The following is a 14,079-nucleotide window of genomic DNA, read 5'->3' on the forward strand; positions in this document are numbered from 1 at the left end:
TCCTTGCCCGGAAAAAGAAGCCTGCTCAGTCATTACCGGTTGTAGTAGCTATTGACGCGTTGCTCGACGGTGCCGCGGACGTTCTGCCCGATCGACGACGCCGTGGGTACGCGCACGCTGGCCGTGACTTCGGCGATGAACTCACCCAAGTCGATCTGGGAGAAATCGAGCCGTTCGAACTCCGCCGGAGTGAATCCGGAACAATCCGGATGCCTGCCGCTTCCCCAGCTCTTGCCGATCTGTCCCCTGCCCTGTTCGTTGATCAACCGGGCCAGGCGAGAGTTGAAACAGCAATACGACTGGGTCTGTTCGATGCACGTCCGGATGATCGGCACCCGGGCCGAACAGAAGGAGCCGACCGCGACGCAGAGATTGGCATCCCGGTGCATGGCCAGCAGTTGCTCGGCCTGGTCACACGAGAGCAGGTCCGAGAGCAACTCGAGAGCCACCGCCACGGCCAAGGAGTAAGGGTCGAAGTAAAAATTGAAGCTGCCCAGCGACCCGATGGAAAAAATCGGTCCGGCGAGCAGGCCACTGGTCATCGTCCCCGTGGACAGGGTCAGCCCATAGAAACTGAACGACGGCTGGAAATTCGTCGGCGTGAACAGCACCTCTGACGAGATCATCGCCTTCGCGCCCGCTTCGAGATAGCCGGCGTACTGCGGATACATGAAATCGAAGACGTACTTGCTGCCGGCGTTCACCGCCAGCTGACCTCCCGCGTACGCCCCCTGGATCGCCGCCGACATCAGCGCGTTGTTGCTTTTCGCCGTACGACCGCCGCCCTTCTTGCAGCAGTTCACCAGACCGAAGAGCCGCTTGCGACACTGCTCCGTGACGCCCGTGAACAGCCGCTGATCGCCGCCATAGACCCCGGCTTCGCGTGCCGCCTCCAGCGTGGCGAGGACTTTGCCGAAATCCTGATCGGCGGGATGGCTGGTGTCGAAACAGCCACCGCCCTGACAGAACGCCGCCTGATCGCAGACCGTGCGCTGCGTCTGAACCGCCGGCGAGGTCTGGCACGAGTAGCTGCGTTCGCTCAGGTCGCAAGCGCCCGAGGGCAGGCGGTCGACACAGTCGCTGCCCACCTGGGTGCATCCCCGGTCGATCAGCTCCTGGCAGTCATCGCTCAGCGCCGTCGCGGCACAGGTGTAGTCCTCGGACCACGCCCAGCAGGAATCGCCCGCACTTAGGGCCCCTTCCGGAAGGGGCGAGACGGTGTCCAGGCAGACCTGCAGGCCGTTGATCGTCTTGCAAGGCGTGTTGTCCGTGCAGGTGTGCGCGGCATGGACGCAATTGCTGCTTTCCGCCAGCGAGGTACAGCCGCTGGTGTCGAGTGTGTTCGAGACGATGGTGTACGAAGTGTCGAGTGGCACGACCGTCGGCGGGTTGGTCGATGCCGTCACGTTGGTGCACTGATACTGGCGCGTGTATTGATTGCACGACCCGTCGAAGGCCGTGCTGTCGCAGGTCGAAGTGAGCAGCGTACAGCCCTCGGTCGCCTTGATCGCCGCGCAGTAATCGAGGGGGTCGTCGGCAATGCACGAATAGTCGTCCTGATAGCGCCAACAGCTCGCCGTCGAGTTCAGCCCGCCTTCCGGCGGCGTCACGCCGGCCAGGCAAACCGTCGCCCCGCTGGCATCCAGCTTGCATGGCGTCGAATCGACGCAGGTATGCGCCGCCAGCCGGCAGCGTGCGTTCTGCGCATAGCTGCTGCAGGCACTGGCGTCGGGAGCGTCGGTGAGCAGCGTGTAGCTATTGCTCAACCGAAGCGTGTTGCTGGGCTCTCCCTGATCGGTGCCACACTGAAACGTCTTCGTATAAGTGTTGCAGCTCCCATTGAATGCGGTATCGCTGCAGCTCGAACCGATCTGCCCGCAACCGGCCGTGGCCAGTGCGGCACAGTAGTCGATGGCCTCGGGCTTGATGCAGGTATAGGTGTCCTGGTACTCCCAGCAGCCGCCAACCTGTGCCAGCGTCACTACGATGCCGGAGATCGTCTTGCTCGCGGTGCTATCGACACAAGTCGAACTCGCCAGCCGACAATCGCCGGCGGTCGCTTGTCCCGCGAGGGTGATGACGAACGACATCGCAAGCAACGCCTTCATCACTGCGCTCGCTGCTGCAAGCTGGCGCACTCGCTCGACCGCCAACTGCCGACCGTCGTGGACATCGGCAGCTGCAACGCCGCCCCGGTGCCGCTGCCACCGGCCGAGTTGCAGCCGGCACTGACGTTGCGCACCGACGGCGTACAGGTGGTCGCGCTGCAGCTGACGCTGAAATAGACGTAGAGATGGCAGCCGAAACCGAGATCGCTGACGTAGTGATCGCTGACCGATTGACCGGGCGCGACCGCCACCGGGAAACGGCCGTAGCTGCCATCCCAGGAATAGCCGAGTGTCTGGTAGTCGAAGCGATTGGCGCCGTCGCTGGAACGGTAGGGCTCCACTTCGTACGATCGACCATCGCTACCGCAAAAGATGTTCATCGCCATGTACGGATCGACGCAGCGGCCGCAATCGACAAACGCCGCGCGGCCGAGCCAGACACCGGGGGAGCACTGGCCAAACCCGACGGTGACGGAAACCCCTCGCCGACAGCTCAGCGACTCGTAGCCCTGCACCGTCTGATTGCACTGGTAGCGGTAACGCGTATCGACGGCGATCTGTTGCCCTATGAAGCACGAGGCATTGCTCACCGACTGCATCTGTTCGACGCACTGGTAGCGATGATGCTGATCGACGCTGATCTGGCGCGCGGTCGAACAGAACGCGCTGCTCACTGGCCGATAGTCGTTGCACGTTTCCTTGCTGAACGACGCGGGCTGGGTCTCGGTCACCACCCGGCACTGCTCGGCAGGATTCACGGCGGTAATGCCGGTTGCGCCCATCGTCGGATTGCGGGTCAACACTCGGGCACGACTGATCAGAGGATCGTTGGCGCGATCGATCGAGAACGCCGGTCGCACCGCCGGGTTGCGGGCCACGAAATTGACGGCGTCACACTCCTGCCGCCGGTAGGAGTCCACTTCAGGCGCCTGGCTGGCGCAGTCGATGATCTTGGCCGTACCCGGCCCCGACAACTGACCCTGCCCCGCCTGGAAAACCTGCGATTGGGGAGTGTTCAATCCGAAGCCGGGCACCGTCGTGGCGCCGGTGCCGTTGCCAATTGCCTGGAAGGCGCTGTCGATCGTACCGGCGCCCAGCGCTTTACCCTCGGCAAACGCGCTGCTCGCAGCATCGCCTTGCGCCCAGACACGGCTTGCCAGGAGCAACGCAAGGACGACGACCCACCGCTTGCTCATGGCCGCGTCCCCGAGAGTCTCGCCGCGTAGCGGCGCGCCACATCGGCCCACGCCGGCGCCTGTCGCTCGATCAGATCAAGCGCGTAGTCCTGAGTGACATCGCCGTCGACGCGGATGAAGCTCGACCCCGGGGCACAGCCGTCTTCGCCGATCTTTGACGCCTGGCCGGACCGCGCCAGTACCAGTGCCGGCACCTGCCGTACCTTGAACTGCTTGAAGGCCGGTGGATGAATGATCGCCGTGACCTTCCGGTCGCCGACCAGTCGCGCGATCTCCTCACCCATGCGCGTGAGGGAATTCCCGTGAAGTCCGCGCAGGACCAAGACGGCGCCGGATTTCTCCGCCTGGCCGACGATTCGCTGCAGCGTTTCCTTCGGCAACGAAAAGGAAACAAACACCATCAACTCCGGGACATCCTTGCCCGCTGCCGAGCTTGGTGGGGCCTGGCGGTAGGTCTCGGCCATCCGGGCGATATCGGGCCCCGTGGTCGCGGGCTGTGGCAGCCTGGTCGGATCGGGAACCGTTGGACGGCCAGTGGCCTTCGGCACCTCGACGGCGTCCAGAAGAGAACCCATGCGCTCGCGGGTAGCCCGCAGCTCGCTGTCCGAGGGTCCTACGCCTTGAGCCAGCGCGCACGTCACCGGCCCCCCCCAGGCGCCGACGCCGAGGCAAAGCACCGACAGCAGGATCCGCGGTCGCCTGCTCATGGCCTCAGAACGCGCCTTGGCAACAGTTCCGTTTGCGGAAGACCATGTACGCGAAATCCTCGCCCTCGAAGGGAAACTCGCGCCCGGCGCCCCACAGGATCGTCGATCGCCCCAGCGGCTGGCAGCATTTCCCCGATAGCTGAACGGTCTGAGGAATCGGGTAGAGCATGTGATACTTGTAGCCCGTCTTGTCCATGATCGGCTGCGGGTAGTAGCCGCAGAGTCCGTCCTCGCCGGAGGCCGCCCACATCAGCCCTTCCCGGTGCATCTTGGCGATCAGTCGGGTCATTTCCAGACTCGATGCCTGGACGCCTCCGATATGGGCCTGCACGTTGCCATTCAGCGGATAGAGGCTGCCCTGGCAGCCGGCACACCAGAACAGGGTATTGAGCGGAAAGCCGGCGGTGGCCGCTGCGCAATCGGCGGCACACGCCGCGCGGGCCGCCAGGTTGCCGAACAGCGCGACCTCGGGGTTGAGAATGAAGGTCAGCTCGTCGTCGTGCCACATCGGGTCCAGTTCGGTGAGATAGGCGACATCGAAACCGCCCTGCTCCAGACAGGCATTGTCGAAGATCGCTTCCAGCCAAAAGATGACCGGATCGACGTACCAATGCACCTGATAGAAAGACGAGGTCGACGTGCTGTCCTGGCTGAAACGCGAACCGCGCGGCGCATCGAAGCCGGGATCAAGCTCGAGTCCGCCGAGACTGGTCAGGCAGAACGGGCGACGCACCACATCGACTCGCCTGACCGGCTCCCAAAAGCTCACCTTGAAACCCACGCGCAATTGGGAGGGGCACGCACAAAGCGGTGAGCCACCGGGATTCGGCGTGTCTTCCTGTCCCATGGACAGCAGATCGAGGCCACCGAAGCGGATCGGCAGCATGCAGCGCCAACAGATATCGGTGATCGGATTGGCGAAGCGGCCAGTGCAGGTCGGCGATGCCAGGGCAGGCCCGCTACGCCCAATCGCCACCGCCAAGAAGAACAACAAGAGGCACTTACGGACGAACTTCATCGACCCTTAGCCTCTTGCCATCCTGACTGACCACCGCCGGCACCTGACGAATGCCGAGGCGGCGGCTCAAGCTACCGCCCTGGTCGTAGAAGACGCGGCGTTTCCACGAGCGCATTAGCGCCAGGGGCTCACCGGCGACCAGGATGGGTTTGGCGCCCCCCTCGGGGCTCGCCAGCGCCTGTTGCGCAAAGGCGACCTGGCGGCGATCCCGCCCGTCAAAAAACACGAGCCGTTCGCGAAGGGAAACGTGGTCGAGGGGATTCACCCTTAGTCCGCGCGCGAAAAGGATCGCGCCGTCGGCATTACGGATGTCGTGGTCGAGGATCCACGTCGGGTCGATGAAGAAGCGGCGCCGGGTGACGGTGGCCTTGAGGCCGTCGACGGGTCTGGGTTTCTCGACGGCAGCAACGACGCGATCGCGGTGTTCGTTCTGTTTCCGGGCGAGTTCGCCAGTTTTCTCCATGTGTTTGAGACGTGACTCGATGACGTCCAGCAGATCCGGCTCTGCAATGTCGTAGGTCGGCCCGACGACACCGAGATCCTCCGCGTGCGCGATGGGCATCGAAGCGGCGAGCAGCAGGGCGAAGAACGGCAGTGGGGCTTGAATCGACATGGGAATCGATTCTGGTCTGCCGTCGGCGGCTGTGGATTTCGAAATGCGACTTTACGGGGCGCATTTCGCCTCGGCATCGGGCGATGATGGTTGCCGCGGCTACGCGCTCCGGTTCTGGCTGCCATCGCCAGCGGGCGGGACGGGAATTCGGTAGCAATGCGCCCGATTCCGCGTTTGACACAGAAACACGTCCGGGACGACGCTCCCCAGGCGCAGGATCTGCATCCTGGCCAACTGGAGTCGCTCGACCAACAGGGGTTCGGCCTGGCGGGAGGGAATCCAGGTGAAGTTCCCCTCCCGCTCTGATGTCAGGACGCCAGTTTTTACGCCGTCGCGCAAGGTGGCGACGATGCCCTGAATCAACTTCAGCCGCTCGTCTTCACCGGGTTTCTCGGTCTTACCCTGGCTCGGCCTGGACTCCTGAAGGTGTTGTGTAGCTGGCGGCGCTGCGGTTGCGGGTTTTGGCTGCAGTTGTCCGATGGCCATGAGCTGCTTGACCGCCGGCTGGAGGCGAATCACTTTCCACGGCTGACCGTGCTCGACCTTGATCTCGGTCACCTTCCGAAAAGGCGACAGCGGGTCGACCGTCAGCCAGTTTCGATGCGACAACTCGTCGAGAATCGCCTTGCCGTCCAGGCCACAGCTGCTGAGTGCATCCGGCCACTTCAGACACAATACGCCGGAGGGGTCGATGTGTATCAGGTGCTCGGCAGACTTCTTGCCCGCCTGAAGGTCGTGGGCAAGCGCCCGCAAGGCTTCGCCGACGGCACCGTCCAGCTGATCGCTGCCCGTCGCTGGCGGGTTGAAACTGGGCTCTGGGTTAGTAGGAGGCTCTGGCATCCGACGGACCGCAACGGAAACCGGTGACTCGATCAGCGGCGATGACCTCGGGGTCGGCAACTCAGGCGCCTCTGTTACGGGTTCGTCCTGCTCGAGAAGTCTTCCCGGAACGCAGGGCGGCGCAGGCTCGATGAGCAGCGCTACCTCACGAAGCCTGATCGCCGTCAGTCGGATGTTCGGGATTTTCTCGGCCAGCACCGCCGGGGCGATCACCCAGTAGCGATGGCCGTCGGCACGATCCTCGCGGACACTCGCCAACTGCCGTTCCACGAGCATATCGAGAAGACTGTTCGGCGTTCTCGGCAAGCCAGGAATCTTTTCCTGATGAATGAGGGCGGCGATTTCCTCGCCAGCGGCCGGCCAGACGAGGTAGAGATGCCCATCGATATGCCAGAGTCGCGAGCCCGGTTGATTGACTCCCCAGATTCCCTCACGAACCAGCCGGCGCATGATGTCCACCAGGAAGCGTTCGACCGGCAGGCCGATCTCGTAGCCGGTAAAGGCGACGCCAAGATTGCGCAAGTCGCGCTCGACGCTGGCCTGATCCGCGCGAATGACGAGATCGTGAATCGGATTCTCGGCGCTGGGTGAGCCGTTGATCGTTTCCATCATCCACAGCACCAGCTCGGTGTCAGCCGCGGCGATCCAGGCCAGACCCTGTGGGCTGATGATGCGTTCGGCAATCAAGGCGGAAATGGCCTGGTGCTTCTTGCCACGATTCTCGCGCCAATGCAGAAAGTAGCGATCCACCTGATGCCGGCAGGCCCAGGTGTAGAGGTCTTCGACGAAGGGGTTCCAGACCTGCGCGCCATCCCGGCTGGTGACGGCCAGGTCGGTGACCGGCTTGCCGACGTCGTGGCAAAGGGCGGCGAGGAATACCGCCAGATGCCACCGTGGTTGAAGTTCGCGGCGGCGGCGCGGCGCCTGCTCTCCGGGGAGAAGCACGCGATCGCCGGACTGGAGCGACCACAGGGCGACTTCGGCCGCGTGACGCAGCAGCCCACCGGCGCCGCGATGATGATGCGTCTGGCTGGCCGGCAGGAGGTGGGCATAGGAAGCAAAGCGACGCAGCGACTGCCGATAGAACTGCTCGAAGATTTCCGAAGACGCAAGGCCGGCTTCGCGGATTTGGCCGATCAGTTCCCGCTGCGTCTCGATGAGTTTGTCGGGGTGGGTTGCCGGCAGGCCCTTCATGAACGGCGGGTAGCGTGGAATCTCTTCGTCCATGGCCTGCTCCGACGGCGGGGTTACGGGAAGGCTTGCCGACGGTTTTTGGCCTTGGTTATCCTGCCGAATCGCTTTCCTGATCAAGCCGAACATCGGTCATCCCTCCCCTTGGCCCACATCCAGCCGGGTTCGGTGCAAGCCGCGCCGAATCGCGGGTACGCGGCGAAGACCCTGGCGTGCCTGATCGGGGTCGAGATCGAGGAGGTCGCAGATTGCGTGGAAGGAATTGCCGGCCGTGGATTGGTCATGAAAAATCCAGATCAGGGCGTCCCGCTGCACACCTTCGACAGTGCTTGCCGATTTCTCGGCCGATCGTGTGTTGCCCTTGGCATCTTCGATTGCTTGATGGAGGACGGCGATCCAGAGGCGCTTGGAGCGTTGGGCAACCTCGCGTACAGCGCAGTCGGCGAGGATTCCCCAAGACCCGATGCGTCGCACGTCAAAAGATCCGATGCGCTTTCCCGACGATCTGCTGCCGACTCACCCAGCCGGTCAGCCGATAGCGTGAATCAAGGCTGTCGGGATGCGAGCCGGAAACGTAGTAGCGCCCGTCGGGAATGACTCCGACCGGGCCAGTGTCCAGGGGCTCGCCGGTCCTGGCGCGCTCCTTGGCACGACCGACCGGCTCGCCATCCACCCGGAAATCTCGCCCTATCGCGGTGACGACGGAGCCGGGTAAGCCGATCAAGCGTTTGAGAAACAGGCTCCCGCGCGGATAGGGCCAGTTGGCCTCCCACCGGAAGGCGACCAGGTCCCCGCGCGCTGGCATGACGTCTTTCTCGACCAGGAAGAATATGCCCGGAAGGCTCTCGGTGAGGTTCAAGGTGACCAGATAGGCGCGGCCAAACGCCAAATGGGCGGCAATGACCCAAAGCAGCAGTGGAAACCAGCGTCCAAGGAGATCGAAAAAACGGATAGACATGGCCGCCACTGTATCGGCGCCGCAAGCCTCAGGATTTGGAAATACGCCCTGCGGTGACGCTTTTCGGCAGCAGGCGAATCGGGAATCCGTGCAGGCTCGGGCGGGTAACGAGCGTTATGCCGGAAGGTGCTTGCAGTTTTACGGACCCGTGAGAATCTGGAGCGGTAATCAACTGATTGGAGGTCTCCATGACTATCGCCGCTGCATCACAAACCAGCGCCATCTTCAGCACTTTGCCGCTATTGGCGCTGCTGCTATTCGTCATCGCCGTGTTCCGCTGGAATCGGCGATCGAAGGCAGTCACCAAACGCCAGCTCGATCAACTGGAGCAGCAGCTCAAGCTCATCAGAAATGAGATCTTGCTGGTCACCACGAACGCCGTTCCCGGCGAACGGACCGTCAGAACGATCGGCTACGTGGAGGCACTGTCCGAAACTGAGGCAGCATCCGACTGGGAGTACCGCCTGGCGGAGAAACAAGCGTTGTTGGATCTGGCACGCCAGGGGCTTGCCATGGGGGCCAATGCCATTGTGGGACTTCGCAAGAGCAATGCCCACTATGACCAGGCTGGATCGCAATGGCGAGTGTCGAGAGTCACCTACCAGGGAACGGCCGTCGTCGTGAACCAGAAAGTGCCGAGCGCTGAAGCGGCGGCGTGAACAGGGTGCTGCGCCTTCTGGCAACGACACGCGGCACGACGCCAAGGCCAGATTGATTGATCGCCGGACTGGCCGTCTCGAAGACGCGAGCGTGTCCTCGTGCAAGGCATGCAGTGAAGCAAGCGGTGCTCGGCCGGAGCGAAGGCGATCGTCGCCTGCGATCGCGGCGCGCACGGACCTCCGCTCGGCGACGATCAGTGTTGCTGCCTTCTCGAACCGCAGCTCACTAACCTGGCCTGCGCGCCCGAAGCTGTCGTGATGACAAACGACGTAAAGACCGTCAATATTCGAGTGGCGCTTGTCGCGAGATTTCGCTGGGGCGGTTCATCATCGGATCGACGATGGGCAACCAGACGGGAAGTGCCACGTTCATTTGCCGTGACGCTACTGGCAGTCAACGGGTGATCGTCGGATCTCCGATAATGGAGGTCCGCCGAACTGTTGGGCTAATGCAGCGCCAACGAGCGGTGTTTTCTTCCCAACGGGGGGTCAGCGGTGTCCAACGGTCACTGCCCTTTGGGCAGGCGGCGGCAAAGTTGAACGCTCAAAGGTTCGGGGGAATTCGGTATGAGCATCGGCGTTCGGATCCTGTTTTTAGACGGTGATCGGATCATCCGCGTGTCCCAGCGTCGCTTCGAGCGCCTCGTCGATCGCGACTTGAATGAAGCAATGCCCGAGTATGCGGGCCAACGGCTCCGCTGTGCGATGGTCTATGTGCAGCTTGCCGATCGCAAGCCCGTAGAGGTGGTTCGCATCGACTACATGGTGCTTCCGCTAGACCCGGAGGGGCGGGTCGACTCAGACCTTCAATCGCGCAAGATGATGCTGGCCGGGGAGATGTTCGGCTTCGGGATGACAGGCACCGCCGAACGGGTCGTCGACTTTGGGCCGTATCTGGCGGAGAAGCAGTATCGCGCTGAGTACAAATGGAAACCCACGGAGAACGAGGAGCGCGCCTTGGTGGACCTGGCGCTTGAGCACTGAGTGTTCGAGCTCTTGCGGTCCGGCGAGCAAGCCACGACGGGAAAAGTGCCTCGCGCAGCGCGTGTCATGAATGAAAGCTCAATGACCCGGTTGTTGCAGAGGCGACGATGAGGAAGGAGAAGAGAGAACAATGCAGGCCGGACATTTGGTATTTGCGTTTCTGTTGCTGGCAAGCATCGCTACCCGCGCGGAAACGTTGGTTGGCACGGTGGTGGGCGTGGCCGATGGCGATACCGTCACCGTTCTCGACGCTGACCATCAGCAGCACAAGATCAGGATCGGGGGAGTCGATTCCCCCGAAAAGGCCCAGCCATACGGGCAGCGCTCCAAGCAAAGCATGTCGGCGCTCGTGTTCGGCAAAGAGGTCGATGTCCAGTGGAACAAGCGCGACCGGTACCGCCGTATCGTGGGCAAGGTAATGGTCGCACCTTCCGACTGCCCTACCTGTCCCAAAACGCTGGACGCCGGCCTTGCGCAGGTCACGATGGGGCTCGCGTGGTGGTACGAGAAGTACGCGAAGGATCAGTCGGCCGAGGATGCGGGGCGGTATGAATTTGCGGAACACGAGGCACGCGCCAAGCGCGCCGGGCTTTGGGCGGACGCTTCACCGATCCCGCCGTGGGATTGGCGGAAGGCCCAACGCCGATGACTCAAAAGCAGTGGCCAGCGACGATTGACGAAGCGGTCGGCGTAGTGATCGCCACCCTGCCGGACGACGACAAAGCAAGCATTGCTTCCCTGTCGGAACCCGATCTCATCGGCTTGCACTTCGGTTTGGGGACGTGGATTCGCAACAACCTTGGTCTCCATTCGGGAAACGGACGGCTGCTGGAATCAACGGGCACGCGAAATGCCGATGATGCGTCCCTGGTGATCATAGAAGAACTTTGGCGTCGTCTGCGCGAAGACGTTCCGAAGGTCCATTGAGATGTGCGGTCGGTATGCCCTCTACGGTCCGACCTCCCGCATTCGGGAGCAGTTCGACCTTGATCACGAGTTCGACTTCGCGCCGCACTACAACATTGCACCGACGACAAAGGCGCTGGTGGTTCATTCGGGATCGCAAAGCGTGAGAGTTGCCAGCCTCTACCGATGGGGACTGATTCCGCTCTGGGCCAAGGACACCACCATCGGAGCGAAACTCATCAACGCCCGTGGGGAGACCGTCGCAGAGAAACCCGCATTCCGCAGCGCCTTTCGTCGCGGCAGATGCCTTGTGCCTGCCAACGGTTTCTACGAGTGGAAGTCCGTGCAGGAAACGGGTCATGCGGTAAAGCAGCCGTACTACATTCGGCCACGAGATGAAGGCGAGCTGTTCGGGTTTGCCGGGCTCACGGAACGATGGGTATCGCCCAACGGGGAGGAAATCCACTCGTGTTGCATCATCACGACCGCCGCCAATTCATTGATGATGCCCATCCATGACCGGATGCCCGCGATCTTGCCCGCCAACGATTACGACGAATGGCTGGACCCGGCCAACACCGATACAGAAACGCTGCGGGCGATGCTTCGCCCTGCCGAATGTGGAGACATGATCGCCTACCCAGTGACCCGGGCGGTCAATTCGTCCCGCAACGATTCCTCAACGTTCGTGGAACGTGTATGAACCAGCGCTTGCGACCTGCCATTTCCGAACCCGTGGTCTTGTTGTTCTCGCGCCAGCAGGTGGAAACCTGCGACGTTGATGAGCCCTTGGCATCTCTGCGCGAGCTGACGGCTGACCGAAAGGTTGCCCTTGAGTTCTGCGGTCGCGTCAGTCTGGTAATCGATGGTTACAACGACGACCCGCGCGAGCTTTTTGAGATTCCCGAGGTGCGAGCGTACTTGAAGCGTCTCGACCAAGAGTGGCCCTACTGGTTCTTCTTCCTCTCCCAGGCCGACGACTCAATCCAGATGCTGGAAAGCTGCCTGTGCGACACGATCGAGGTGATCCCCGGCGTGGCCTCCATCGATCTCGAGCAGATGGATCATGCGCTGACGCGCCACTTCGGCGCCATGAATCGACTGCGTCAGGAACTGAACCTGCCCGAAGAGATCTGTGGGCAGATCGCCGAAGGCGTGATCAGCCTAATCCACAACGCCGCGGTAGAAAGAATTGAGGGTGAGGACTACCGATAGCCGCGCGTTTCGGCATGCTTGAGCTTGAGCGCTTGCTCTTGGAAGAAGAATCGCCGTCAAGGGGCCGACGGAGGTCAGCTGTCGGCCCGGAAGAAACGGTCGCGACTTTTCTCAAAAGCCAACGTTGACCTGCAGCGATCAGCCGAAAGCGGTCATTCGGCTACGCACGTGACTTTCTTCGCCTGACCGACCGCTACGTGGCGGTAAGCAGCCGGTGGGCGCAGAATAGCGTCGGTCGGCAACCGGCCATCAAGAGACGTAGAGGCGGCGAAAAATCGCCCGGCGCGAACGTCGGCTAACTGATCCGAAACCCGCCGCCAGGTTCTGTTCGCTGTCGGTCCAGTTCTCGGCCGGAGCAGACAGGACGGTTCAGGGGCTGCTCTGGCTGCTATTCATCGATGATCGGACATTCGCTTCGTCGGCGACGTGACTGGCTGATCTTTCTGACCAACGGTGTCCGGTTGCCTCATAGATATGCCAACAACAATGGCCGCAACTGGGCCTCATAAAGCGCCTGCGAGGCCGGTTTGTGAAAACAGTGCTTGAAGAACCGCAAGACTTGGCGGCTCACCTTGGAGGTGTAGCGGAATACCGGGCTGCTCCAGTCGGGGCGATCGGTCCCGTCGGTTGCAGAGGTCTGGCGCCGGTCCTGCTTGCGCAATGCTTTCTCGTCCACGATTCCGTGCTGACCCATTCTGCGGTGCAGCAGCAAGGCCACCAAGAGGCTGGTGACAATGGCCAGGCGGACCTGATTCTCGATGGCCGCCAGGCTGGCGCCCCAGGCCTTGGCCTGGCTGAAGTCGTTCTTCCAGGTGTCAAAACACTTCTCCTCCTCCCAGCGGCGCGAGTAGAGGAAGGCGATGAGGCCGGGTTCGAGCTTGAACTCGTTGGTCAGAAACTCCACGAGATGCCCGCGCCGGCTGCGGAAGGTGATCAAGCGCCAGTCTTGCCGGGAACTGCGCAGGGTGATGCGCAGATCCTTGAGCACCCCTTCGTTGGCCGGCACGTCCGCCACCGCCAAGCCCTCGGTAGAATCGATGCACAGGCTGCATTTCATGCGCGTGATCATGGTCACGCCCAAGCGCTTTTTCCGGCCATCCCAAAACGCCGCGTCGATGAAAGCGCGGTCGACCAACCACAGGGCACCCTTGTGACGGGTCATGGCTTGCGCGGATTGGTCGTAGTCGCGCAACAGCGCCGTCTCGTGGCGACTGCGGGTATCGACGTAAACGTCGGCGGGACAGCCCAGGCGCACGTCGTAGAAGCTCAACAGCGCGTGTCCCTTGGGATTGTCCTCGCCGCCCTGGCGGGGCGTACACCGCCCGTAGTGGGCGCTTTCGCTTTGATAGGTCCCATCCATCGCATACACCGGGCGTCCTTGCAGTGCAGGGAATTTCGCCAGACGATCCGGCAACACCGCCCGGGCCTCGGTAAGCAACGGCGGCATCGCCGCCTGCAAGACCGCGCGGCGGCGGCGCGAGGACAGCGCGTCCGACCACGTCGAACGTGCCAGCGGCACGCGCAGCGCCGTTCCCGGTTCCCAATGCAGAAGCAACTGCACCTGCTCGCGCAGGGTGCGCATACCCTGCAGGTGACGCAGTACTCCCAAGCCGATAAAATCCGCCATACTCAACACGCGCGATACGGCGTCGGTACCGCGCACCTGCGCCAGGGCACGCGCTAT

General features: G+C 62.5%; 14 protein-coding genes. 6 read left to right on the top strand and 8 right to left on the bottom strand.

Annotated elements, in window-relative coordinates:
- Positions 1–32: 32 nt before the first annotated feature.
- The 7 genes from QZ613_RS09380 to QZ613_RS09410 form a co-directional block, all read right to left on the bottom strand.
- Positions 33–2,108 (bottom strand): conjugal transfer protein TraN, encoded by a 2,076-nt coding sequence (locus QZ613_RS09380; RefSeq protein ID WP_291982093.1) that lies wholly within the window; start codon positions 2,106–2,108, stop codon positions 33–35.
- A complete protein-coding gene (locus tag QZ613_RS09385) occupies positions 2,108–3,304 on the bottom strand; it encodes a hypothetical protein (protein WP_291982095.1) in 1,197 nt (398 codons plus the stop codon). Before QZ613_RS09385 ends, QZ613_RS09380 begins: the two co-directional genes overlap by 1 nt.
- A complete protein-coding gene (trbC, locus tag QZ613_RS09390; RefSeq protein WP_291982097.1) occupies positions 3,301–4,011 on the bottom strand; it encodes a type-F conjugative transfer system pilin assembly protein TrbC in 711 nt (236 codons plus the stop codon). The genes QZ613_RS09385 and trbC overlap by 4 nt, the downstream gene beginning before the upstream one ends.
- Positions 4,012–4,015: 4 nt before the next feature.
- Positions 4,016–5,029: a conjugal transfer pilus assembly protein TraU gene (gene traU / locus QZ613_RS09395; protein ID WP_291982099.1), complete on the bottom strand. Its 1,014-nt coding sequence runs from the start codon at positions 5,027–5,029 to the stop codon at positions 4,016–4,018.
- Entirely contained in the window at positions 5,013–5,642 is a 630-nt protein-coding gene (traW, locus tag QZ613_RS09400) for a type-F conjugative transfer system protein TraW (RefSeq protein WP_291982101.1), read from the bottom strand. The genes traU and traW overlap by 17 nt, the downstream gene beginning before the upstream one ends.
- A gap of 99 nt (positions 5,643–5,741) precedes the next feature.
- Positions 5,742–7,709, bottom strand: coding sequence for a MobH family relaxase (mobH, locus tag QZ613_RS09405; RefSeq protein WP_291982102.1), 1,968 nt, complete (start codon positions 7,707–7,709; stop codon positions 5,742–5,744).
- A gap of 439 nt (positions 7,710–8,148) precedes the next feature.
- The gene (locus tag QZ613_RS09410) at positions 8,149–8,631 is read right to left on the bottom strand and encodes a S26 family signal peptidase (protein ID WP_291982104.1); all 483 of its coding nucleotides are present in this window, start codon (positions 8,629–8,631) and stop codon (positions 8,149–8,151) included.
- A gap of 188 nt (positions 8,632–8,819) precedes the next feature.
- On the opposite strand from QZ613_RS09410, the gene QZ613_RS09415 reads away from it, so the two are divergent.
- The 6 genes from QZ613_RS09415 to QZ613_RS09440 all read left to right on the top strand — a co-directional run bounded on the left by QZ613_RS09415 (position 8,820) and on the right by QZ613_RS09440 (position 12,395).
- Positions 8,820–9,290: a heavy metal-binding domain-containing protein gene (locus tag QZ613_RS09415; protein WP_291982106.1), complete on the top strand. Its 471-nt coding sequence runs from the start codon at positions 8,820–8,822 to the stop codon at positions 9,288–9,290.
- A 567-nt stretch (positions 9,291–9,857) separates the two neighbouring features.
- A complete protein-coding gene (locus QZ613_RS09420; protein ID WP_291982108.1) occupies positions 9,858–10,274 on the top strand; it encodes a hypothetical protein in 417 nt (138 codons plus the stop codon).
- 130 nt (positions 10,275–10,404) lie between these two features.
- Positions 10,405–10,923, top strand: a complete 519-nt coding sequence (locus tag QZ613_RS09425; RefSeq protein ID WP_291982110.1) for a thermonuclease family protein — start codon at positions 10,405–10,407, stop codon at positions 10,921–10,923.
- Positions 10,920–11,201 (top strand): DUF6794 domain-containing protein, encoded by a 282-nt coding sequence (locus QZ613_RS09430; protein ID WP_291982112.1) that lies wholly within the window; start codon positions 10,920–10,922, stop codon positions 11,199–11,201. The genes QZ613_RS09425 and QZ613_RS09430 overlap by 4 nt, the downstream gene beginning before the upstream one ends.
- A gap of 1 nt (position 11,202) precedes the next feature.
- Complete coding sequence (locus QZ613_RS09435) at positions 11,203–11,883, top strand: SOS response-associated peptidase (RefSeq protein ID WP_291982114.1); 681 nt, start codon at positions 11,203–11,205, stop codon at positions 11,881–11,883.
- The gene (locus QZ613_RS09440; protein ID WP_291982115.1) at positions 11,880–12,395 is read left to right on the top strand and encodes a hypothetical protein; all 516 of its coding nucleotides are present in this window, start codon (positions 11,880–11,882) and stop codon (positions 12,393–12,395) included. Before QZ613_RS09435 ends, QZ613_RS09440 begins: the two co-directional genes overlap by 4 nt.
- Before the next feature lie 466 nt (positions 12,396–12,861).
- Here QZ613_RS09440 and QZ613_RS09445 read toward each other — a convergent pair.
- Positions 12,862–14,079, bottom strand: a 1,218-nt coding sequence (locus QZ613_RS09445) for a transposase (protein ID WP_291982118.1), incomplete at its 5' end; no start/stop codon positions are given.

This window comes from Candidatus Accumulibacter sp. ACC005 (assembly GCF_907163215.1).
Classification (GTDB): Bacteria; Pseudomonadota; Gammaproteobacteria; order Burkholderiales; family Rhodocyclaceae; genus Accumulibacter; species Accumulibacter regalis.